The sequence below is a fragment of the Achromobacter veterisilvae genome, assembly GCF_900496975.1.
Classification (GTDB): Bacteria; Pseudomonadota; Gammaproteobacteria; order Burkholderiales; family Burkholderiaceae_B; genus Achromobacter; species Achromobacter veterisilvae.
In genome coordinates, this window is the sequence record NZ_UFQC01000006.1 from 16,883 (window position 1) to 39,050 (window position 22,168).

Sequence of the window (22,168 nt, forward strand, 5' to 3'; positions counted from 1 at the left end):
GGGCCGACCCATGCAAACGCCAACCGACGCCGCCGACCTCCCCGGAGGCGGCAACCCCCAAGTCACGGCCTGGCGGCAAATCCGCCAGGGGCTCAAGAGCTGGCCGGTCATGCTTGCGCTGGCGGTGCTGGCGGCGATCGTCGTCGTCGCGCTGTTCGCGCCCCTGCTGGGCACCGTCGATCCCACCTTCATCGACCCCGGCGCCCGCCTGAAGCAGCCCTTCACCGACTACCTGTTCGGCACGGATGCCTTCGGCCGCGACGTCTGGTCGCGCGTGGCCTACGGCGCCCGCGTCTCGCTCATCGCGGGCCTGGGCGCGGCGGTCGTCAGCGTCGCCATCGGGTTGGTCGTCGGCGTGATCGCGGGCTGGTTCCGCTCGCTGGACGGCCTGATCATGCGCACCATGGACGCCATCATGGCGATCCCCGGCATCCTGCTGGCGATCGCCCTGGTGTCCGTCACCGGCGCCAGCCTCACGACCGTGCTGGTGGCCATCACCATCCCGGAAATCCCGCGCGTGGTCCGGCTGGTGCGCGGCCAGATCCTGACCGTGCGCGGCGAGCCCTACGTCGAAGCGGCGCTGGCCCTGGGCACGCCGCTGCCGCTGCTGCTGTGGCGCCACATGGTGCCCAGCACGATCGCGCCGCTGACCGTGCAGGGCACCTATGTCTTCGCGTCCGCCATGCTGACCGAAGCCATCCTCAGCTTCCTGGGCGCGGGCATTCCTCCCGAGATCGCCTCCTGGGGCAACATCATGTCCGAAGGCCGCATGTATTTCCGCATGCTGCCCGGGTTGATTCTCTTTCCCGGCCTGTTCCTGTCGCTGACCGTGCTCAGCGTGAACATCCTGGGAGACGCCCTGCGCGACGCGCTGGACCCCAAAATGGTGCGCAGGATCTGATGCCGATGACTTACTCTCCCACTCCTCCCGCGGGCGACACCTCGTCCGCCATCCTGGCCATCCGCAACCTGTCGGTGGAAGTGGCCGGCCCGGGCAACCGCGTCGTGCGCAACCTCAGCCTGGACGTGCATGCCGGCGAAACGGTATGCGTCGTCGGGGAATCCGGCTCGGGCAAGTCCGTCACGTCCCTGGCCGTCATGGGCCTGCTGCCGCCGGGCGTGCTGGCCGTCAGCGCCGGCTCGATCCGCGTGGAAGGCGAAGACGTGGTCACCGCCACACAGCGCCGCCTGCGCGAAATGCGGGCCACCCGCATGGCGATGGTGTTCCAGGAGCCCATGACCGCGCTGAATCCCGTGCATACGGTGGGCAAGCAGGTCGACGAAGTGCTGCGCCTGCACCGCAAGAAGATGTCGGCCGCGGAGCGCCGCGCCAAGGTGCTGGACATGTTCCGGTCCGTGCACCTGCCGGACGTCGAGCGCATCTTCGACTCCTATCCGCACCAGCTCTCGGGCGGCCAGCGCCAGCGCATCGTCATCGCGATGGCCCTGATCCTCGAACCCAAGCTGCTCATCGCCGACGAGCCCACCACCGCGCTGGACGTCACCACGCAGAAGCAGATCCTGGCGCTCATCAAGGAACTCCAGGTCAAGCACCGGACCGCGGTGCTGTTCATCACCCACGACTTCGGCGTCGTGGCCGAGATCTCCGACCGCATCGTCGTGATGAACCGCGGCGACCTGGTCGAAAGCGGCACCCGCAACGAGATCCTGGCCGAGCCCAAGCAGTCCTACACCCGCCGCCTGGTGTCTTCGGTGCCCAGCCTGGTGCCGTCGCGCCGCGAGGCGCCCGCCGGCATGCCGGTGCTGCACGTCAAGGGGCTGGGCCGCACCTACGCCGGCAAGGGCTCGCTGCTGTCGCGCCAGGCCGCGCACAACATCATCGCGGCCGCCGACGTGAACCTGACCCTGCGCCGCGGCGAGATCCTGGGCATCGTGGGCGAATCCGGCTCGGGCAAATCCACCGTGGCGCGCTGCATCGTGCGCCTGATCGAACCCACCGCCGGCCACATGATGATGGGCGGCGAAGACCTCAGCACCCTGTCCGGCTCGGCGCTGCGTCCCGTGCGCCGCCGGATCCAGATCGTGTTCCAGGACCCCTACCGCTCGCTGAATCCGCGCCGCACCGTGGGCGAATCCATTATCGAGGGCCTGCTCAACTTCGGCGTTCCGCGAGAAAAGGCCTTGAAACGCGCCGGCGAAACCCTGGCCGTGGTGGGCCTGAGCCCGGACGCGATGCGCCGCTACCCGCACCAGTTCTCCGGCGGCCAGCGCCAGCGCATCTGCATCGCGCGCGCGCTGGTCATGGATCCGGAGATCCTGGTGGCCGACGAGGCCGTGTCGGCGCTGGACGTATCGGTGCAGGCGCAGGTGCTGGAACTGCTTGAACAGGTGCGCCAGCGCACCGGCGTGGGCGTGCTGTTCATCACGCACGACCTGCGCGTGGCCGCGCAGATCTGCGACACCATCATGGTCATGCAGCGCGGCAAGGTGGTCGAAACGGGCTCCGCCGAAACCGTGCTGACCGAGCCGCGCCACGAGTACACCCGGGCCCTGATCGACGCAGCGCCCGGACGGGACTGGGATTTCCGCAACTTCCGGCCCCTCTCGGCCGGCCTGGCGTCCGCCCCCGCGCAATGACGCAACGATCCGCATACAGGAACCGCAATGCCGCAACCGCATGAACTGTCCGCCGTCGAGCTGCTTCAGGCATACCGCGACAAGACCCTGTCGCCCGTCGAAGCCACCCGCTCCGTGCTGGAGCACATCGCGCGCTGGGAACCGCAGTTGAAGGCCACCTATGCGCTGGACCCGGAAGGCGCGCTGGCGATGGCCCGCGCCTCCGAGGCCCGCTGGATGAAGGGCGAACCCCTGTCGGCCGGGGGCCACACGCTGGACGGCGTGCCGTCCACCATCAAGGAAAACATCGCCACTCGCGGCGTGCCCGTGCCGCTGGGCACGGCGGCGACCGACCTGACGCCCGCCGCCGCGGACGCGCCGCCCGCCGCCCGCATGCGCGAGGCGGGCGCCGTGCTGCTGGGCAAGACCACCATGCCCGACTACGGCATGCTGTCGTCCGGCCTGTCCAGCTTCCACGAATTGACGCGCAACCCCTGGGACCTGTCCAAGAACCCGGGCGGCTCCAGCGCCGGCGCGGGCGCCGCGGCCGCGGCGGGCTACGGCCCCCTGCACATCGGCACCGACATCGGCGGTTCGGTGCGGCTGCCGGCGGCGTGGTGCGGCATCGCCACCCTCAAGCCCAGCCTGGGCCGCATTCCCATCGACCCGCCGTTCATGGGCCGCTGCGCCGGTCCCATGACCCGCACGGTCGCCGACGCCGCGCTCATGATGGGCGTGCTGTCGCAGCCCGACGCGCGCGACCACATGAGCCTGCCCTTCCAGGACTTCGACTGGCTGGACCTGGAGCGCGACGTGCGCGGCCTGCGCATCGGCCTGTTGCTGGACGCGGGCTGCGGCCTGCCCGTGGATCCCGAGATCCTCGAAGCGGTGGAAGCCGCGGCGCGCGCCTTCGAGGCCTCGGGCGCCATCGTGACGCCCATGCAGCCCTGGATGACCCCGGACATGCTGGACGGCGTGGACCGCTTCTGGCGCACCCGCTCGGCGCTGGACCTGGCCGCCCTGCCCGAAGCGCGCCGCGCCAAGATCCTGCCTTTCATCCGGGCCTGGGCGGAAAGCGGCGGCGGCCAATCCGGCGAGGCCGTGTTCCGCAGCTACTACGAAACCGTGAACGTGCGCGCCAGGACGGTCGCGGCCTGCGCGCCGTACGACTACGTGCTGTCGCCGGTCGCCCCGGTGGTCGCCTACAACGCGGAATGGCCGTCGCCCACCAACGAGCTTGCGACCACGATGCACCACATCGGCTTCACCCTGCCTTTCAACATGAGCGAGCAGCCCGCCGCCTCCGTCAACTGCGGCTACACGAAGGCGGGCCTGCCCATCGGCCTGCAGATCGCCGGCCCGCGCTTCGACGACCTGGGCGTGCTGCGGATCGCGCGCGCCTGGGAACGGATGCGCCCCGCGCAACACTCCTGGCCCCAGCCTCCCAAGGCGGCCTGACCCTTCCACGGCAAACCCACAGGAACCCCCATGCGCTGGCTTCTGGCAATGATCAAGCACGAGACGAACACGTTTTCGCCCGTGCCGACCCCGCTCGAACGTTTCTTCCGCGGCAATCCCGAAATCCTGGCCGGCGATCGCGCCATCAAGGCCTACGAGAACACCGACAGCGGCCTGGGCGGCTACATCGAGGTGGCGCGCCGCGAGGGCGCCGAGATGGTCGTGCCCGTGGCCGCGGAGTCCTGGCCCAGCGGCCCGGCCAGCCCCGAAACGCATGAACGGCTGTGCGGGCTGATCCTGGACGAGGTCAAGCGCGGCGGCTTCGACGCCATCCTGCTGGACCTGCACGGCGCCATGGTCGCGCAGGGCGTGGACGACGCCGAAGGCGACCTGCTGCGCCGCCTGCGCGAGATCGACCCCGCGACACCCGTGGCGGTCACGCTGGACATGCACGCCAACATCTACGACGACATCGTCAAGAACGCCACCGTCATCAGCGGCTTCCACACCTATCCGCACGTGGACATCCGCGAATCGGGCGTGCGCGCCGCGAACGTGATCGTGCGCACCCTGAAGGGCGAGATCAAGCCCGTCATGGCCTGGGCCAACAAGCCCATGCTGCCCCACATCATGTGCCAGGGCACCCATGCCGCGCCCAACAAGCCCCTGCAGGAACGCTGCAAGGAACTGGAGGCCGGCGGCGTGCTGGCCGCCTCGGTCTTCGTGGGCTTTCCCCACGCCGACATCCGCGAAGCCGGCCTGAGCGCCGTCGTCTGTACGGACGGCAAGCAGGCCGAAGCCGAACAGTACCGCGACGAACTGCTGGACCGCGCCTGGACGGGCCGCGCCGACTGGGTGTTCCACCCGCAGCCGCTGGTGCCCACCATCGCGCGCGCCAAGGCCATCGAGCAAGGCCCCGTCGTGCTGCTGGACCACTACGACAACACGGGGTCGGGCGGCACCATGGACACCACCGCCGTCCTGGCCGAAGTGCTGCGCCAGGAACTGGACAATGTCGTCTTCTATGCGATCTGCGACCCGCAGGCCGCGCAGGAAGCGGCGGCCGCCGGCGTGGGCCGGACCGTCACGCTCAAGCTGGGCGGCAAGATGGCCATGCCCGCCATCAAAGAGCCGAGCGAGCCGCTGGAAGTCACCGGCCGCGTCAAACTGGCGTTCGACGGCGTCTACCTGAACCGCGGCCCCATGTACCGCGGCGTGCGCAACGACACCGGGCTGACCGTCGTGATCGACACGGGCCGCGTCGAAATCGTGGTGGTGTCGCGCCACCAGGAACCCTTCGACGTCAATTGCCTGCTGTCGGCCGGCATCGACCCGCTGCAAAAACGCTATGTGGTGCTGAAGAGCCGGGTCCATTGGCGCGCGGGCTTCTCCGGCATGGCGACGGAAGTCATCGAATGCACGGGCGTGGGAGTCACCACCTCCGATTACGGCCAGCTCGAATTCAAGAACGTGCGCCGCCCGGTCTATCCGCTGGATCCGCTGTAGGCACGCGCCCTTCTCCGGGAAAAAGCCGGCGCAAATGCGTCGGCTTTCATTTTGACATTTTCTGTAACTGCACGCACGGCCGGGGGGCCTGCCGCCTCGGTATACTCGCCGCGGGCCTTACAGGCCGATGAATGCGCGTATCCCGATGACGGCCGCCCCCAGGGCGTCCCGCGGCAGAAGCCGCCGCGGCCACCGGATATGACTCGATAATCAACGACACGAACAAAACGATGAAAAAGAGCGTAGCGATCACCCTCGGCGTGGTCATAGTGGGAGCAGGAAGCTGGGTAGGCGCCACGTGGTACACCGGCAAGCGCATCGAGGAAAGCGCGCAGCGCCACCTGGCCGAGGCCAACGAGAAACTGGCCAAGATCACGCCGCTGTTCGGCCTGCGCATCGACCAGCTCAAATACGAGCGGAGCCTGTTCTCGACCCAGGCGCGCTACGGCCTGTCCTTCGTCAAGAGCGACAACACCCCCGACGGCATGCCCGCGGGCATGGTCGAATTCGACGCCTCCATCGAGCACGGCCCCTTCCCCAAGAGCGCCCTGGCGCGCGGCGCGATCGCGCCCAAGCTGGCCTTCGTCCACACCGAGATCGCCAAGACGGACAACGTCAAGGAACTGTTCGAACTGACCAAGGACGTGGCCCCGCTGTCTGGCGACGCCGTCGTCAGCTACAGCGGCTTCGCCACTTCCACCACCAGGATAGCCCCGGTGAAGGTCGCGCATGAGGGCAATGCGGTCGACTTCAGCGGCATGACGGTCAACGGCACGTTCGACCGCAGCCTGCAGGCCGTCACGGCGCACGCCCTGATGGAGACGCTGTCGGTGGACGGCGCGAAGTCGAACGACCCCATCAAGATGACGATGTCCGGCCTGACGATGGACGTCAACAGCCGGATGGGCAAGTTCGGCCTGTCCATCGGCGACTCGAACATCAAGATCAAGCGCATCGACGTCACCAAGCCGGACGCCGACGTCAAGGTCTCGCTGGACAACCTGGGCTATGGCGTCAAGCTGGGCGAAGACGACAAGACCATCAACGCCGAAGCCACCTACCAGACCGGCGACATCACCCTGAACGACGTGGCGCTGGGCAACGGCCAGGCCGTCGTCAAGCTGGCGAAGCTGGACGGCGGCGCCGTCAAGCAACTGTCCGACACCTACAACCAGATCGTGCGCCAGTACATGATGGGCGCCAGCGACGAAGGCCTGAAGGACGAACAGTTCGACGCGCTGCTGGACAACGCCGGCAAGCTGCTCAACGGCAATCCGTCGTTCAGCATCGATCCGATCAGTTGGAAGACCGCCAAGGGCGAAAGCAAGCTGACCTTCGCGCTGGACCTGGCCAATCCGCCCAACGTGAAGGATCTGACGCCCCAGGAAATCGCGGTCAAGGCCATCAAGCAGATCGACGCCACCCTGGTCATCTCCAAACCCATGGTCCGCGACCTGATGGTGCAGTACGCCATGAAGAAGGAAGGCGTGGACGCCGAGAAGGCCGGCACCGAAGCCGACGAACAGATGCGCTCGCTGTCCGGCATGGCCGAAATGCTCAATGTCGGCAAGAACGACGGCGACAACATCGTCGGCAAGTTCCACTTCGCCGACGGCATGGGCGACCTGAACGGCACGAAGATCCCCGCCGATGAACTGTTCGCCGGCCTGCTGGGCGCGACCGGCCTGGACAGCATGGACGGCATGGATGGCGAGGACGAACCCGAAGGCATGGACCCGGACCAGGAAGAGCCTGCCGCGACCGCGGCTTCCGCCGACCTGATGCAGGACTTCGACCTCGACACCGTCAACGCCATGCTGACGGACATGTCGTACGCTCCCCGCAAGGAAGACGGCGAAGCGGGCCCCGTGCTGATCCTGGAGCCCGCCAACACGGGCGCCAGCGACCTGCGCGTCGAGCTCCTGTGCAACGACTTCACCGAAAAGTGCCATGACCTCGTGCTGACGGCCACCTACAGCGGCAAGAAGCCGATGTCGCTCAAGGCCATCAACGCCTGGAACCAGGAATACCGCTGGACGCGCGCCTACCTGGACGACAAGAACCAGGCCGTGCTGCAGATGGACATGAACTCGGAAGGCGGCATCGGCAAGGAAAACCTGCAGATCCTGCTGAACACGTTCTTCAGCATCGCGGAAGACTTCTCCGCCGCCAGCAAGGCCGCGCCGGCAAAGTAACTCCCGGCAAGGCGCAAGACCAAAAAAAATCCCCCGATCTTCGCGACGGGGGATTTTTTTTGGCTGGGCCCCGGCTTGCGCCGGGCCCGATGTCCAGCGCTCAGGCGTACGCTTCGACCGGCAGGCAGGCGCACACGAGATTGCGGTCGCCGTAGGCGTTGTCCACGCGCGCGACGGGCGGCCAATACTTCGCGTCGCGCAGGGACTCGACCGGATAGGCGGCCTGCTGGCGCGGATAGTCGTGCAACCATTCTTCGGCCAGCAGCATCTGCGCGGTGTGCGGTGCGTTCTTGAGGACGTTGTCCTCGCGATCGCGCTCGCCGCGCTCGATCTGGGCGATTTCCTCGCGGATCGAGATCATCGCGTCGATGAAACGGTCCAGTTCGGCGACGCCTTCCGATTCGGTCGGCTCGACCATCAGCGTGCCGGCCACCGGGAAGCTCATGGTGGGCGCGTGGAAGCCGTAGTCCATCAGGCGCTTGGCGATGTCCTCGGCGCTGATGCCGCTGGTTTCCTTCAGCGGACGCACGTCCAGGATGCACTCGTGCGCCACGCGGCCGTGACGGCCGGCATACAGCACCGGATAGTGGTCGCGCAGGCGCGTCGCGACGTAGTTGGCGTTCAGGATGGCCACTTCGGTCGCGCGGCGCAGGCCGTCGGCGCCCATCAGGGCGATGTATACGTACGGGATCGGCAGGATGCCGGCGGAGCCGAAGGGCGCGGCCGAGACCGGGCCGATCTTGGCGTCGCCGGGCAGCTTGCCCTGCTCGTTCACCACGCCCGGCAGGTAGGGCGCCAGGTGCGCGCGCACCGCCACGGGGCCCACGCCGGGGCCGCCGCCGCCGTGCGGGATGCAGAAGGTCTTGTGCAGGTTCAGGTGGGAGACGTCCGAACCGAACTTGCCCGGCTGCGCCACGCCGACCATGGCGTTCATGTTGGCGCCGTCCAGGTAGACCTGGCCGCCGGCCTTGTGAACCAGATCGCAGATCTCGGTCACGGCTTCCTCGAACACGCCGTGCGTGGAGGGATACGTGATCATCAGGGCGGCCAGCTTGTCGCCGACCTGTTCGATCTTGGCGCGCAGGTCCGGCAGGTCCACGTTGCCGTTGGCGTCGGAAGCCACCACCACCACGTCCATGCCGGCCAGTTGCGCCGAGGCGGGGTTGGTGCCGTGCGCCGACGACGGGATAAGGCAGATGTTGCGCTGGTGCTGGCCGTTGGCCTGGTGGTAGCCGCGGATCGCCAGCAGGCCGGCGTACTCGCCCTGCGCGCCCGAGTTGGGCTGCAGGCTGATGTTGTCGTAGCCGGTGATTTCGCACAGCGCGGCCGACAGGCGGCCGATCAGCTCGTCGTAGCCCTGGCTTTGCGAGGCGGGCGCGAACGGGTGGATCAACGCGAATTCGGGCCAGGTGATGGGGATCATCTCGGCGGTCGCGTTCAGCTTCATGGTGCACGAACCCAGCGGGATCATCGTGCGGTCCAGCGCCAGGTCCTTGTCGGCCAGCTTGCGCAGGTAGCGCAGCATGTCGGTCTCGGACTGCACGCTGGAGAACACCGGATGCGTCAGGATCGCGCTTTCGCGCGCCACGCCGGCGGGGATACCGCCAGCGGCGGCCGCGTCCAGCGCGTCGAGGTCGAGTTCGACGTCATCGCGTTCCAGGCCGGCGGCGAAGACGTTGACCAGGGCCTGCAGGTCTGCGGCGGTCACGGTCTCGTCCAGCGAGACCGCCAGGCGGGCGCCGTCGACGCGGCGCAGATTGATGCGGGCGCAGTCGGCCGCCGTCAGGATGGCCGGCGTGGCCGCGCCGGTTTCCAGCAGCAGCGTGTCGAAGAAGGTGTCGTTGGCGACCTTCACGCCCAGCTTGATCAGCTCGGCGCGCAGGATGGCGGTGCCGCGCTGCACGCGCTGGGCGATGCGGCGGATGCCCGCCGGGCCGTGCCAGACGGCGTACATGCCGGCCATCACGGCCAGCAGCACCTGCGCGGTGCAGATGTTGGAAGTGGCTTTCTCGCGGCGGATGTGCTGTTCGCGCGTCTGCAGCGCCAGGCGCATCGCCGGGTTGCCCTGCGCGTCCTTGGACACGCCCACCAGGCGGCCCGCCATGTTGCGCTTGAAGGCGTCCTTGCAGGCCATGAAGCCGGCGTGCGGGCCGCCGAAGCCGAACGGCACGCCGAAGCGCTGGGCCGAACCGATGGCGATGTCCGCGCCCCACTCGCCCGGGGCGGCCAGGAGGGCCAGCGCCAGCAGGTCGGTGGCGACGGCCACGACCGCGCCCTGCGCGTGCGCGGCCTCGGCCAGCTTGCGGTAATCGGACACGGAGCCGGTGCTGTGCGGGTACTGGAGCAGCACGCCGAAGCACTCGGGCAGGCCTTCGGCCTCGTCGCCCACCGCGATCTCGATGTCCAGGCCCTCGGCGCGCGTGCGCACGACTTCGAGGGTCTGGGGGTGCACGTGGCGCGAGACGAAGAACACCGGGCTCTTCGACTTGGCGCTGCGGCGCGCCAGCGTCATGGCTTCGGCCGCGGCGGTGCCTTCGTCCAGCAGCGAGGCGTTGGAGATGTCCAGCCCGGTCAGGTCGGCGACCATGGTCTGGTAGTTCAGCAGGGCCTCCAGGCGGCCCTGCGAGATCTCGGGCTGGTACGGCGTGTAGGCCGTGTACCAGGCGGGATTCTCGAGGATGTTGCGCAACACCACGTTGGGCGTGTGCGTGCCGTAGTACCCCTGGCCGATGTAGCTGCGGTAGACCTGGTTGCGGCCCGCGATCTGCTTCAGTTCGTCCAGCACGTCGGTTTCGCTGCGCGATTGCGGCAGCGCCAGCGGAGCCTGGCTGCGGATCTTGGGCGGCACGACTTCCTCGATCAGGGCGTCCAGGCTGGCGCTGCCGATGACGGCGAGCATGGCGGCCTGGTCGGCGTCGGAGGGGCCGATGTGGCGGGGGATGAAGTCGGTATGGGTGTCTAGGGCGCGCGACATGGGGATATCTCGGGGTGGCGGTGCCGTCGGGAGACGGACGGTATTGCATCTGGCGGGGCGGGCGCCGGGCCGCTATGGCCGCGCGCCCTCCCCGACCGGCTTAGCCGTTGGCGACGGCTTCGTAGCCGGCGGCGTCCAGCAGCTTGTCGGCGTCGGCCGCGTTGACCGGCTTGATCTTGAAGATCCAGGCGGTGAAGGCCGATTCGTTGATCAGGTTGGGGTTGTTTTCCAGTTCTTCGTTGAACGCGACGACCTCGCCGGCGACCGGCGCGTAGATGTCGGAGGCGGCCTTGACCGACTCGACCACGCCGGCGGTCTCGCCGGCGTTCAGCTTGGCGCCGACCTTCACGTCGCCGACGAAAACCAGGTCGCCCAACTGGTCCTGGGCGGTATCGGTGATGCCGACGACGAACACGTCGCCTTCGGCTTTGACCCATTCATGGGACTCGGTGTACTTGCGATCGGTGGGCAGACTCATGGGAACTCCTGAGGGAATGCGGGTAGATGAATGGTGTTGCGCGCCTCGCGCGGGCGGCCCTGCCGCCCCATAGGGGCCGGCGCCCGCGCGAAGCTTCGAGTTTACGAGTGTTCGACTTCTTTGCCGTTGCGGACGAACGGCAATTTGCATACCAGGGCGGGCACCCATTTGCCGCGGATATCGACCTCGGCCGTGTCGCCCGGACGCACGCCTTGCGGCAGGCGGGCAAAGCCGATGGACACGCCGAGCGTGGGCGACATGGTGCCGCTGGTGAGTTCGCCCATGCCTTCCTTGGTGCGCACGGCCATGTGCGCGCGCATGACGCCGCGCTCCTGCAGCTTCAGGCCGAGGAAGGCGGCCGGCGTGGCGAACTGCTCCAGCGCTTCGCGGCCGATGAAGCGGCGCTCGGCGTCCTTCAGGGACACGGTCCAGGTCAGGCCGGCCTGGCCGGGCTGGACCAGTTCGTCCATGTCCTGGCCGTAGAGGTTCATGCCGGCTTCCAGGCGCAGCGTGTCGCGCGCGCCCAGGCCGCAGGGACGCACGCCCTGGGCGGCCAGGTCGCGCCACAGTTGCACGGCCTCGGTGGCGGGCAGCACGATTTCGAAGCCGTCCTCGCCGGTGTAGCCGGTGCGGGCCACCAGGGTATCGTCGCCGACGACGGCGGCCACGAAGGGGGTCAACGATTCAGTGGCGGCCTGCCATGCCGGGCGCGCGGCCCAGACCTTGGCGCGGGCATTGGGGCCCTGCACGGCCACCATGGACAGGTCGCGGCGGGGCGCGATGACGACGTCGAAACCGCCGGCCTGCTTCACGCGCAGCATCCAGGCGATGTCCTTGTCGGCGGTGCCGGCATTGACGACCACGCGCCATTCGTCGGCGGCGAAGAAGTAGATGATCAGGTCGTCGATCACGCCGCCCTGCGGATTCAGCATGCAGCTATAGAGCGCCTTGCCGGGCACGGTCAGCTTGGCCACGTCGTTGGCGACCAGGCGCTGCAGGAACGCGAACGCGTCCGGGCCCGTCACGTCGACGTTCAGCATGTGCGACACGTCGAACATGCCCGCGTCCTGGCGCACGGCGTGGTGCTCTTCCAGTTGCGAGCCGTAGGCCAGGGGCATGTCCCAGCCGCCGAAGTCGACCATACGGGCGCCAGAGGCGATGTGTTCTTCGGCCAGCGGGGTGCGTTTGAGGGGTGCGGACATGCGCGGGAACTCCGGGACGGCATTGTTGCCAGGGTTACGGAATGCCGGTGGTACCAGGCGGGCTGCGCCTGCACAACGGCTGAATCTTCCGCCCCTCTGTCCTTTTGCCTGAGAGTTGCCCCGCTAAGCGGGTTTGCACCTTCGGCGCCTGGGCTGCTCGCTATGTCCCTTGTTCCAGGGGCGGCGCCAGGTCTCTCCAGAGTACTGTTTTGCCGCGTCCGCGCGGTAAAAAATCGGGACAGGGCAAGCATGGGCGGTATGGGTTACCTGAGCGATTCCGGGCGAATTGCGCCTTCGGCGGCGGCCGGGCATACAGGCCGCTCTCTCCCGCAACATGCGTGACAGCGCTGAAAGCATACATCGAAAAGAGGCCCCGGAAAAGGACCGGTGTCCGGCACATAAAAGGACCGGTGTCTGACACCCCTTACGCGCCCCCTTACGCGCCGGTGGCCCGCCCTACCCCAGCGCGGTGTCCAGCAGCATCATCAGCACGAAGCCCAGCATCAGCCCGCAAGTGGCGTAGACCTCGTGCCCCTTGCGGTGCGACTCCGGGATGATCTCGTGGCTGATCACGAACAGCATCGCGCCCGCGGCGAAACCCAGCCCCCACGGCAGCAGCGGTTCCGACCAGCCGACCACGGCCGCGCCCAGCACGGCGCCCAGCGGCTCGACCAGCCCGGACAGCATCCCCAGCGCCACCGCGAACGCGCGCTGGTAGCCCGCGGCCAGCAGCGCCACCGCCACGACCAGCCCCTCGGGGATGTCCTGGATCGCGATGCCAGTGGCCAGCGCGGTGCCGCGCACGGGATCGTTGCCCGCGTAGCCCACGCCGATGGCCAGGCCTTCCGGCAGGTTGTGCAGGGTGATGGCGAACACGAACAGCCAGGTGCGGCGCAGGCGGTGCGCCTCGATCCCTTCCCGGCCCTTGATGAAATGCTCATGCGGCAGCGTGCGGTCCATGATCAGCAGGACGGCCGCCCCCAGCAGCACGGCGGCGCCCACCGTCAGGCCCGCCCCCCACGGCCCGTAGCCCAGCTCGCGGCCCGCGGCGATGCCCGGGGCCACCAGCGAAAAGGCGCTGGCCGCCAGCATGACGCCGGCGCCGAAGCCGAACATGCTGTCCTGCATTTTCTGGGGAATGGTGCGCGCGAAAAGGATGGGCACCGTCCCCAGCGCGGTCGCGCCCGCGGCGACCAGCCCGCCCAGCAGGGCGTCCGCGACGTGCGGCGCGCGCACGTCCAGGTACGCCCATAGCTGGTGCAGCCCCAGGCAGGACACCAGCACGGCCAGCGTCCAGACGCTGATGCTGGTGGCCGCCGGCCGCACGCGATGACGGCTGAAGGTATTCATATACCGCTGCCCTCCTTGCCAGGGACGCGCTCAGCGCTTCGCCGCGGCGTAGCGGCGCGCCACTTCCGGCCAATTCACGACATTGTAGAAGGCGGCGATGTATTCCGGCCGGCGATTCTGGTACTTCAGGTAATAGGCATGTTCCCAGACGTCCAGCCCCAGGATCGGCGTATTGCCCAGCATCAGCGGGCTGTCCTGGTTGGCGCTGCTTTCCACCGCCAGCTTGCCGGCCGGCGTCACCGAGAGCCAGGCCCAGCCGCTGCCGAAACGGGTCAGCGCGGCCTTGGTGAAGGCGTCCTTGAAGGCGGCCAGGCCGCCCAGGTCGGACTCGATGGCCGCCGCCAGGGCGCCGTCGGGTTCGCCGCCGCCCTCGGGGGACATGACCGACCAGAACAGGCTGTGGTTGGCGTGGCCGCCGCCGTGGTTGCGCACGGCGCCGCGCACGGCCTCGGGCAACTGGTCCAGGCGGGACACCAGGGCCTCGACGGGCTCGTCGGTGGCGATGCCCGCCCCCTCCAGCGCCGCGTTCAGGCTGTTGACGTAGGTCTGGTGGTGCTTGCTGTAGTGGATCTCCATCGTCATCGCGTCGATGTGAGGCTCCAGGGCGTCGTAGGCGTACGGCAGGGTCGGAAGGGTATAGGCCATGCATGTCTCCGTCGGATCCGCCCTCGAATGAGGGCCGGCATCAATATCGAAAACATAAATGATATTTATTTTTATTTAATACCACAATGGCAATGCTGCAATTCCTTTCACACGGGGCGCCCGCCGCTATCGGCCCCGCCGGCCTACAGCGACTTGCCGCAAGCCACGCCCGAGGCCCAGGCCCACTGGAAGTTGTAGCCGCCCAGCCATCCGGTGACGTCCACGGCCTCGCCGATGAAGTAAAGGCCCGGAGCGGTCTTCGCCTGCATGGATTTCTGGTCCAGGCCGCGCGTGTCCACGCCGCCGCGCATCACTTCGGCCTTTTTGTAGCCGGCCGTGCCGCTGGGCACCAGCGTCCACTGGTGGATGTCCTGCGCCAGTCCGCGCAGGGTCTTGTCCGGCGCGTCGGCCAGGCGCAATGCCGCCAGCCCGGGCTTGCCCTTCTGCTCCGCCAGGTGCAGCCAGCGGTCGGCCAGCCGCTTGGGCCAGAGGCCGCTCAGCACCGTGTGCAGTTGCTGCCGGTTGCCGGACTTCGACGCCAGCAGTTCCTCGGCCAGGTCGCGGCCCGGCGCCAGGTCCACCACGATGGGTTCGCCCGGTTTCCAGAAGCTGGATATTTGCAGGATGGCCGGCCCCGACAGGCCGCGGTGCGTGAACAGCAGGTCTTCGAGGAATTCGCCGCGGGCCTTGCCCTGCCCCGTGTGCAGGCCGACCTCCAGCGCCACGCCGGACAGTTCCGACAAGGCCTGCCACTGCGCGGGGTCGAAGGTCAGGGGCACCAGCGCGGGCCGGGGCTCCACGATCTTCAGGCCGAACTGCCGCGCGATTTTCAGGCCGAAATCGGTGGCGCCCAGTTGCGGGATCGCCATGCCGCCGGTGGCCACCACCAGCTTGGCCGCGCGGATCGGGCCCTGGCCGGTGCGCAGTTCGAAGCCGGCCTCGCCGTGGGCCACCTCGGCCACCTGGCAGCCCATGCGCCACTGCACGCCGCCCGCTTCGCATTCCGTGCGCAGCATGTCGATGATGGCTTCGCTGGAATCGTCGCAGAACAACTGGCCGCGGTGCTTCTCGTGCCAGCCGATGCGGTGGCGCCTCACCAGCGCCAGGAAATCCTGCGGCGTGTAGCCCGACAGCGCCGACCGGCAGAAATGCGGATTGTCGGACAGGAAGTTGGCGGGCCCGGCCCCGATGTTGGTGAAGTTGCAGCGGCCTCCGCCGGAAATGCGGATCTTCTCCGCCAGGCGGGTGGCGTGGTCGACCAGCACCACGCGCAGGCCGCGCTGGCCGGCAACCGCGGCGCACATCATGCCAGCGGCGCCGGCGCCGAGGACGGCAACATCGAACATCGGGACTCCGGAGCGCGTCAGTCTTCGATCAGGCAGTCGACGTAGTAGCGCTTTTCGCCGTCCGGCCCCACTTCGTCGGCCAGGCCGTGGATGTAGGTCTCGAAGCCCGGGAAGCGCTCGTTGAACTCGCGCGCGAACTGCAGGTACTGGACGATGGTGCGGTTGAAGCGCTCGCCCGGGATCAGCAGCGGGATGCCCGGCGGGTACGGGGTCAGCAGCACGCCGGTGACGCGGCCTTCCAGCTTGTCGATGTCGACGCGCTCGACCTCGCGGTGCGCCATGCGGGCGAACGCGTCCGACGGCTTCAGGGCCGGGACCATGTCGCTCAGGTACATCTCGGTGGTCAGGCGGGCCACGTCGCGCTCGCGGTAGGCTTCGTGGATCTGCTGGCACAGGTCGCGCAGGCCCATGCGCTCGTAGCGGCGATGGTCGCGGCAGAATTCCGGCAGGATGCGCCACAGCGGCTGGTTGCGGTCGTAGTCGTCCTTGAATTGCTGCAAGGCGGTCAGGAGCGTGTTCCAGCGGCCCTTGGTGATGCCGATGGTGAACAGGATGAAGAAGGAATACAGGCCCGTCTTCTCGACCACCACGCCGTGCTCGGTCAGGTACTTGGAGACCAGCGCGGCGGGAATGCCGGTTTCGCCGAAGCTGCCCGACATGTCCAGCCCCGGGGTGATGACCGTGGCCTTGATCGGGTCCAGCATGTTGAAGCCTTCGGCCATTTCGCCGAAGCCGTGCCAGTGGTCGTTGGATTCCAGGATCCATTCATCGCGGTTGCCGATGCCTTCGGACACCAGGCGGTTCGGGCCCCAGACCTTGAACCACCAATCGTTCTTGCCGAATTCCGATTCCACCTTGCGCATGGCGCGGCGGAAGTCCAGGGCTTCGCGGATGCTTTCCTCGACCAGCGCGGTGCCGCCCGGCGGCTCCATCATGGCGGCGGCCACGTCGCAGGACGCGATGATCGCGTACTGGGGCGAGGTGGACGTGTGCATCAGGTAGGCTTCGTTGAAGACGTTGCGGTCCAGCTTGCGGGTCTCGGATTCCTGCACGATGATCTGCGAGGCCTGCGAAATGCCGGCCAGCAGCTTGTGCGTGGAGTGCGTGGCGAACACCATGGCGTCCTGGCTGCGCGGGCGGTCCTGGCCGATGGCGTGCATGTCCTGGTAGAACTCGTGGAACGACGCGTGCGGCAGCCAGGCTTCGTCGAAGTGCAGCGTATCGACGTAGCTGCCGAGCTGCTTCTTGATCATTTCGACGTTGTAGATGACGCCGTCGTACGTGCTCTGCGTCAGCGTCAGGATGCGCGGGTTCTTGTTCACCGCTTCGCGCGCGAAGGGGTTGGCCTCGATCTTCTTGCGGATGTTGTCCGGGTGGAATTCTTCCAGCGGGATCGGGCCGATGATGCCCAGGTGGTTGCGCGTGGGGCGCAGGAACACCGGGATCGCGCCCGTCATCGTGATGGCGTGCAGGATGGACTTGTGGCAGTTGCGGTCCACCACGACCACGTCGCCGGCCGCGACGTTGGCGTGCCACACCACCTTGTTCGAGGTGGAGGTGCCGTTCGTCACGAAGAAGCAGTGGTCGGCGTGGAAGATGCGCGCCGCGTTCAGTTCGGATTCGGCCACGGGGCCGGTATGGTCCAGCAACTGGCCCAGTTCGTCGACGGCGTTGCAGACGTCGGCGCGCAGCATGTTCTCGCCGAAGAACTGGTGGAACATCCGGCCCACGGGGCTCTTCAGGAACGCCACGCCGCCCGAGTGCCCGGGGCAGTGCCACGAGTACGAACCGTCCTGCGCGTACTTGACCAGTTCGCGGAAGAAGGGCGGCGGCAGGCTGTCGACGTAGCTGCGGGCTTCGCGGATGATGTGGCGCGCCACGAATTCGGGCGTGTCCTCGAACATGTGGATGAAGCCGTGCAGTTCGCGCAGGATGTCGTTCGGGATGTGTTCCGAAGTGCGCGTCTCGCCATACAGGTAGATGGGAATGTCGGCGTTGCGGAAGCGCAGTTCGCCGATGAAGGCGCGCAGGTTCTTGATCGCGCCGGCCACGTCCTCGGGCGAGTCCACGTCGAACTCTTCATCGTCGATCGACAGGATGAAGGCGCTCGCGCGGCTTTGCTGCTGGGCAAACGAACTCAGGTCGCCGTAACTGGTCACCCCGATCACCTCGACGCCCTCGGCCTCGATCGCGGCAGAAAGGGCTCGGATGCCCAAACCGGACGCGTTCTCGGAACGGTAGTCCTCGTCGATGATGAAAATGGGGAAGCGGAATTTCATGCGGGCGCTCCTGGGGGCAAGGCGAAATCGGACGCGTATCGCGGCGCGAGTGTACAGCTAGTAAAAATCCGCCTGATGACAGACGGCGCGAGCACCCGCCGGGGAGGCGGGAATGGCCGAATTGTAGGGCTGTTTTTCTTACAGTCCTACGGGAAATCCCCAGAAGGGATGCGCGAGCGTTGTCAGCGCGCCAAAAGCGCGGAATTCCGGGCCGGAAACGGGCGCCGGCCCTAGCGGATGGTCCGTGCCTCGCCCGCCTGCAGGGCCGCCATGAACTGCTCGAAATAAGGCGGAATGGCCTCGGCGGCCCCATAGCGGATCCGGCGTTCGACCTTGGCGATCGCGCCGAAGCAGACCTCGGTTCCCGGTTGGCCGCAGACCAGCACCACCGGATCCTCGTCGTCGCACACTTCGTACAGGCCGCCATGCGCGCGGCGTCCGACCTCGTAGAGGTAGGCGGCGGCGCCGACGGTCTGCATGGGGGTCAGGGGCAGGGTCCCGAGGTGGGCGGCCTCCAGCGCTTCATCCAGCGCATGGACGCTGGACGGCGAGTAGTCCAGCACGGCGCCGGTCTGGCCGGCCACGTGGACAAAGTCCTGCGCGGCATCCGCCACGCGCGCCACGAACTCTTCCTGGACTTCGTCGCGCTTGGCGTCCTGGTTTATCTTGAGGAAACCGAACATCAGTGGCTCCTTTGTGAAAACCGCAAGCGGCATTGGAACCTCCATTATAGGCAAGCCGCCCCTATATACTGCCCAAACCGCCCTCGAACGTTCCCTATTCCCAACACTTGCCTCCCATGCCCTCCCCCCTGGTCCAACGCCTCGTCCCCGCTGACGCCGCGGCCCTGCGCCAGCTACGCCTGGACGCGCTGGTCGAAACCCCCGAGTCGTTCGGATCGAGTTACGAAGAGGAACATACCCTGACATTGGAGGACATCCGCGGCTGGATCGCGCCGGCCGACGATGGCGCGATGTTCGGCGTCTTCCAGGACGAGGCGCTGGCAGGCATGGTCGGCGTGGCCCGGCAGCGCAAGCTGAAGATGCGGCACAAGGCGCACGTCTGGAGCATGTACGTCGCGCCCGCCCAGCGCGGCCGGGGCCTGGCCAAGCTGCTGATGCGGGCGGCCATCGACCATGCCGGGGCCATGCGCGGCATCCGCCACGTGCAGTTGAGCGTGACCTCGAACAATGCCGCGGCCGCCGCCCTGTACCTCAGCCTGGGCTTCGCCGAATACGGACGCGAGCGCGAAGCGCTGTGCGTGAACGGCTGCTTCCACGACGAAACGCTGATGGCGCTGGCGCTGTCGGGCAAATAGCCGGGCCGCTCACGCCGCGCCGGCCCGCCGCCGCGCGCCGTACACGCACACCTGGTTGCGGCCGCCGTCCTTGGCCCGGTAGAGCGCCTGGTCGGCCGCCTTGATCACCGCTTCCGGCCCGCGCAATGCGTCGCTGCGTTCGGCGACGCCCATGCTGACGGTCACCCGCAGCGGGCGCGCGTTGCGCCCGTCGCGCCCGCCGCGCCGGCGCATGCCGAGCTGATCGGCCTTGGGACGCGCCGGCTTGTCGCGCAGGCGCATCTGGTAGGCCTCGATGGAACGCCTGACGCTTTCGAGGTGCGGCTTGCATTCCGCCGCGGTCTTGCCCGGAAACACCAGCGTGAACTCTTCGCCGCCGAAGCGGTAGGCATGCCCGCCGCCCGGCACCCGCCGCAACTGGGCCGCCACCATGCGCAGGACCTGGTCGCCGACGTCGTGGCCGTGGGTGTCGTTGAACGCCTTGAAGTGGTCCACGTCCGCCATCGCCAATGCATAGACGCGCCCGCCCATGCGCTGCAGCCGCTCGTTCAGGGCGCGCCTGCCGGGCAGGCCGGTCAGCTCGTCGAGGAACGCCATGTGGAAGCCTTCGTGCGCCAGCGAGACGCACAGCGCCGTCAGCGCGGCGGCGGACATCAGCGCCAGTTCGACGGGATGCTGCGCCCCGCGCGGCAGGGCCCAGGCCAGGCACACGAAGCCCAGCCATTGCCCGGCCTGCTGCGGACGGCCATAGCGCAGAAACAGCAGCGTCAGCGCCAGGCCGGTGGCCAGCAGCGCGATCAGCCCTTCGATCGGCACGTTCAGGTGGGCGAGCTTGCCTTGCACGGACAGCACGCCGAGCGCATCGGCCACGCCGTCCTTGCCCGCCAGCGCGATCGCCGCCGCGCCCAGCGCCATCATGCCCACGCGCGCCGCCGTGTCCCGCAGCATGCTGGAACGCTCGGACCACAGGGCATTGATCGCGTAGGCCAGCGACCACCATGCCATGGCGGGGCCCAGCGCCCAGGGCGCATCCCGCGCCAGCGCCGGCCAGGACGCCGTGGCGGCCAGCACGCAGAGCGTCAGCGCCAGCGTCTGCGAACGCTGGTACATGAAGCAGGTCGCCGCGCAGATCAAGGCCATGGCCCAGGGCATGAACGGCACGATCAGCGTCAGCGCCGGCGGCCACTCCCGCCACAGCAGCAGCCCTCCCGCCGCGGCCACCGGCAGCGCGGGATAGAACAACAGGGGCAGCCAGGGGATATGGGGGTAACGCACGGATGGGGCTTTGCTCACGCTTGCGGAAATGACGGCGCCAAATCGGCAAACACATCTAGAGTCCTTTACGGACGCGGCGGAGGGTTCTTTAGCAATCGGGGGTCCACACCGGGGCCCGCTCCCGTGCTATGTTTTCCGGCCGCCCCCCGACGGAAGAAAACTCCCATGCGTATCCTGGTCAATATCGATGTGCCCGATCTGGAACATGCCATCGACTTCTATCGCCGCGCCTTCGGGTTGAGGCTGCGGCGCCGTCTGGGCCCCAAGGCCGCCGAAATGCGCGGCGCGCAGGCGCCCATCTATCTGCTGGAAAAGGCGGCCGGCACGCCCGCCGCCGGCGCGACGCGGCAACCGCGCGACTACGCCAGGCACTGGACGCCGGTCCATCTGGACGTGGTGGTCGAAGACGCGGACCGCGCGGTCGAGCAGGCGGTGGCGGCGGGCGCGCGGCTGGAAGACCCGGCCGTCTCGCATGAATGGGGCCGCATCGCGCACCTGAGCGATCCCTACGGGCACGGCATCTGCATCCTGCAGTTCCTGGGGCGGGGCTACGACGCGCTGGCGGCGCCGGACGTCCGGTACGAACCCGTCGGCGAGGCGGACTTCGAAGCGTTGCTGGCGCTGCGCATCGAAGCCATGCGAGAAAGCCTGGAACGGCTGGGCCGTTTCGATCCGGAGCGGGCGCGCTCGCGCCTGCGCGGCACGTTCCGGCCGGAATGCACCTGGTCCATCGAACTGGACGGGCAGCGCCTGGGCTTCTACGCGCTGCGCCCGGACGGCGACGGCCTGCGCCTGGACCACCTGTACCTGCGGCCGGGCGCGCAAGGGGAAGGCCTGGGCGGCCAGGTGTTGCGGCGGATCCTGGACGAGGCCGACCGCCTCGGGCTGCCGGTGCGCGTGGGCGCGCTGCGCGGCAGCGACTCGAACCGCTTCTATCGGCGGCATGGATTCGTCCAGACCGCCGAAAGCGAATGGGATATCGATTACCTGCGGCCGGCGCGCGCGCCGGCCCGCTGAGGCCTCAGGTGCGCGGCAAGGTCACGCCGCGCTGGCCCTGGTACTTGCCGCCGCGGTCGCGGTAGGACGTTTCGCAGACCTCGTCGCTTTCCAGGAACAGCATCTGCGCGCAGCCTTCGCCGGCGTAGATCTTGGCCGGCAGCGGCGTGGTGTTCGAGAATTCCAGCGTCACGTGGCCTTCCCATTCGGGTTCCAGCGGCGTGACGTTGACGATGATGCCGCAGCGCGCGTATGTGCTCTTGCCCAGGCAGACCGTCAGCACGCTGCGCGGAATGCGGAAGTATTCAACCGTGCGGGCCAGCGCGAACGAGTTCGGCGGGATGATGCAGACATCGCCCTTGAAATCCACGAAGGAGCCTTCGTCGAAATTCTTGGGATCGACGATGGTGGAATTGATGTTCGTGAAGATCTTGAATTCATCGGCGCAGCGCACGTCGTAGCCGTAGCTGCTGGTGCCATAGCTGACGATGCGCCCGCCATTGGCCGTGCGGACCTGCCCCGGTTCGAAGGGTTCGATCATGCCGGCTTCGGCCTGGCGGCGGATCCAGCGGTCGCTCTTGATGCTCATG

General features: G+C 68.0%; 17 protein-coding genes and 2 riboswitches. Of the genes, 7 read left to right on the plus strand and 10 right to left on the minus strand.

Features of this window, described 5'->3' with window-relative positions; translation table 11 throughout:
- Positions 1–10: 10 nt before the first annotated feature.
- From AVE30378_RS06735 to AVE30378_RS06755, 5 genes are all read left to right on the plus strand, one after another.
- A complete protein-coding gene (locus tag AVE30378_RS06735; protein WP_129240007.1) occupies positions 11–901 on the plus strand; it encodes an ABC transporter permease in 891 nt (296 codons plus the stop codon).
- A 5-nt stretch (positions 902–906) separates the two neighbouring features.
- Complete coding sequence (locus AVE30378_RS06740; protein WP_129240008.1) at positions 907–2,598, plus strand: ABC transporter ATP-binding protein; 1,692 nt, start codon at positions 907–909, stop codon at positions 2,596–2,598.
- Between the two features lie 27 nt (positions 2,599–2,625).
- Positions 2,626–4,035, plus strand: a complete 1,410-nt coding sequence (locus AVE30378_RS06745; protein ID WP_129240009.1) for an amidase — start codon at positions 2,626–2,628, stop codon at positions 4,033–4,035.
- Positions 4,036–4,065: 30 nt separating this feature from the next.
- A complete protein-coding gene (locus AVE30378_RS06750; RefSeq protein WP_129240010.1) occupies positions 4,066–5,541 on the plus strand; it encodes a M81 family metallopeptidase in 1,476 nt (491 codons plus the stop codon).
- Between the two features lie 230 nt (positions 5,542–5,771).
- Positions 5,772–7,736 (plus strand): DUF945 family protein, encoded by a 1,965-nt coding sequence (locus AVE30378_RS06755; RefSeq protein ID WP_129240011.1) that lies wholly within the window; start codon positions 5,772–5,774, stop codon positions 7,734–7,736.
- 100 nt (positions 7,737–7,836) lie between these two features.
- Here AVE30378_RS06755 and gcvP read toward each other — a convergent pair whose 3' ends face one another.
- From gcvP to AVE30378_RS06795, 8 genes are all read right to left on the minus strand, one after another.
- On the minus strand, positions 7,837–10,710 hold the full coding sequence (gene gcvP, locus AVE30378_RS06760) for an aminomethyl-transferring glycine dehydrogenase (RefSeq protein WP_129240012.1): 2,874 nt from the start codon (positions 10,708–10,710) through the stop codon (positions 7,837–7,839).
- Between the two features lie 100 nt (positions 10,711–10,810).
- Complete coding sequence (gcvH, locus tag AVE30378_RS06765) at positions 10,811–11,188, minus strand: glycine cleavage system protein GcvH (protein ID WP_129240013.1); 378 nt, start codon at positions 11,186–11,188, stop codon at positions 10,811–10,813.
- Between the two features lie 101 nt (positions 11,189–11,289).
- Positions 11,290–12,390 carry a glycine cleavage system aminomethyltransferase GcvT gene (gcvT, locus tag AVE30378_RS06770; protein ID WP_129240014.1) on the minus strand — a complete coding sequence of 367 codons (1,101 nt, stop codon included), beginning with the start codon at positions 12,388–12,390 and terminating at the stop codon, positions 11,290–11,292.
- 86 nt (positions 12,391–12,476) lie between these two features.
- Positions 12,477–12,600: riboswitch (glycine riboswitch) on the minus strand.
- Between the two features lie 34 nt (positions 12,601–12,634).
- Positions 12,635–12,730: riboswitch (glycine riboswitch) on the minus strand.
- A 116-nt stretch (positions 12,731–12,846) separates the two neighbouring features.
- Complete coding sequence (locus tag AVE30378_RS06775; RefSeq protein ID WP_129240015.1) at positions 12,847–13,740, minus strand: ZIP family metal transporter; 894 nt, start codon at positions 13,738–13,740, stop codon at positions 12,847–12,849.
- A gap of 30 nt (positions 13,741–13,770) precedes the next feature.
- Positions 13,771–14,385: a superoxide dismutase gene (locus AVE30378_RS06780; protein ID WP_129240016.1), complete on the minus strand. Its 615-nt coding sequence runs from the start codon at positions 14,383–14,385 to the stop codon at positions 13,771–13,773.
- Between the two features lie 143 nt (positions 14,386–14,528).
- Entirely contained in the window at positions 14,529–15,731 is a 1,203-nt protein-coding gene (locus AVE30378_RS06785; protein ID WP_129240017.1) for a BaiN/RdsA family NAD(P)/FAD-dependent oxidoreductase, read from the minus strand.
- Between the two features lie 17 nt (positions 15,732–15,748).
- Positions 15,749–18,010, minus strand: coding sequence for an arginine/lysine/ornithine decarboxylase (locus AVE30378_RS06790; RefSeq protein ID WP_129240018.1), 2,262 nt, complete (start codon positions 18,008–18,010; stop codon positions 15,749–15,751).
- A gap of 230 nt (positions 18,011–18,240) precedes the next feature.
- A complete protein-coding gene (locus AVE30378_RS06795; protein WP_129240019.1) occupies positions 18,241–18,693 on the minus strand; it encodes a hypothetical protein in 453 nt (150 codons plus the stop codon).
- Between the two features lie 116 nt (positions 18,694–18,809).
- Between AVE30378_RS06795 and AVE30378_RS06800 the strand changes: the two genes are divergently transcribed.
- Complete coding sequence (locus AVE30378_RS06800; protein WP_129240020.1) at positions 18,810–19,328, plus strand: GNAT family N-acetyltransferase; 519 nt, start codon at positions 18,810–18,812, stop codon at positions 19,326–19,328.
- Between the two features lie 9 nt (positions 19,329–19,337).
- Here the strand turns inward: AVE30378_RS06800 and AVE30378_RS06805 are convergent, their stop codons facing one another.
- Positions 19,338–20,582 (minus strand): GGDEF domain-containing protein, encoded by a 1,245-nt coding sequence (locus AVE30378_RS06805; RefSeq protein WP_129240021.1) that lies wholly within the window; start codon positions 20,580–20,582, stop codon positions 19,338–19,340.
- A gap of 165 nt (positions 20,583–20,747) precedes the next feature.
- Here AVE30378_RS06805 and AVE30378_RS06810 point away from each other — a divergent pair, with 165 nt between their 5' ends.
- On the plus strand, positions 20,748–21,599 hold the full coding sequence (locus AVE30378_RS06810; RefSeq protein ID WP_129240022.1) for a GNAT family N-acetyltransferase: 852 nt from the start codon (positions 20,748–20,750) through the stop codon (positions 21,597–21,599).
- A gap of 4 nt (positions 21,600–21,603) precedes the next feature.
- Here AVE30378_RS06810 and dcd read toward each other — a convergent pair whose 3' ends face one another.
- Positions 21,604–22,167: a dCTP deaminase gene (gene dcd / locus AVE30378_RS06815; protein WP_008166733.1), complete on the minus strand. Its 564-nt coding sequence runs from the start codon at positions 22,165–22,167 to the stop codon at positions 21,604–21,606.
- Between the last annotated feature and the right edge of the window lies 1 nt (position 22,168).

Excerpts from the sequence above, each read along its gene's own strand:
- AVE30378_RS06735 (WP_129240007.1), top strand. The coding sequence starts at position 11 with ATGCAAACGCCAACCGACGCCGCCGACCTCCCCGGAGGCGGCAACCCC.
- AVE30378_RS06740 (WP_129240008.1), top strand. The coding sequence starts at position 907 with ATGACTTACTCTCCCACTCCTCCCGCGGGCGACACCTCGTCCGCCATC.
- AVE30378_RS06745 (WP_129240009.1), top strand. The coding sequence starts at position 2,626 with ATGCCGCAACCGCATGAACTGTCCGCCGTCGAGCTGCTTCAGGCATAC.
- AVE30378_RS06750 (WP_129240010.1), top strand. The coding sequence starts at position 4,066 with ATGCGCTGGCTTCTGGCAATGATCAAGCACGAGACGAACACGTTTTCG.
- AVE30378_RS06755 (WP_129240011.1), top strand. The coding sequence starts at position 5,772 with ATGAAAAAGAGCGTAGCGATCACCCTCGGCGTGGTCATAGTGGGAGCA.
- gcvP (WP_129240012.1), bottom strand. The coding sequence starts at position 10,710 with ATGTCGCGCGCCCTAGACACCCATACCGACTTCATCCCCCGCCACATC.
- gcvH (WP_129240013.1), bottom strand. The coding sequence starts at position 11,188 with ATGAGTCTGCCCACCGATCGCAAGTACACCGAGTCCCATGAATGGGTC.
- gcvT (WP_129240014.1), bottom strand. The coding sequence starts at position 12,390 with ATGTCCGCACCCCTCAAACGCACCCCGCTGGCCGAAGAACACATCGCC.
- AVE30378_RS06775 (WP_129240015.1), bottom strand. The coding sequence starts at position 13,740 with ATGAATACCTTCAGCCGTCATCGCGTGCGGCCGGCGGCCACCAGCATC.
- AVE30378_RS06780 (WP_129240016.1), bottom strand. The coding sequence starts at position 14,385 with ATGGCCTATACCCTTCCGACCCTGCCGTACGCCTACGACGCCCTGGAG.
- AVE30378_RS06785 (WP_129240017.1), bottom strand. The coding sequence starts at position 15,731 with ATGTTCGATGTTGCCGTCCTCGGCGCCGGCGCCGCTGGCATGATGTGC.
- AVE30378_RS06790 (WP_129240018.1), bottom strand. The coding sequence starts at position 18,010 with ATGAAATTCCGCTTCCCCATTTTCATCATCGACGAGGACTACCGTTCC.
- AVE30378_RS06795 (WP_129240019.1), bottom strand. The coding sequence starts at position 18,693 with ATGTTCGGTTTCCTCAAGATAAACCAGGACGCCAAGCGCGACGAAGTC.
- AVE30378_RS06800 (WP_129240020.1), top strand. The coding sequence starts at position 18,810 with ATGCCCTCCCCCCTGGTCCAACGCCTCGTCCCCGCTGACGCCGCGGCC.
- AVE30378_RS06810 (WP_129240022.1), top strand. The coding sequence starts at position 20,748 with ATGCGTATCCTGGTCAATATCGATGTGCCCGATCTGGAACATGCCATC.
- dcd (WP_008166733.1), bottom strand. The coding sequence starts at position 22,167 with ATGAGCATCAAGAGCGACCGCTGGATCCGCCGCCAGGCCGAAGCCGGC.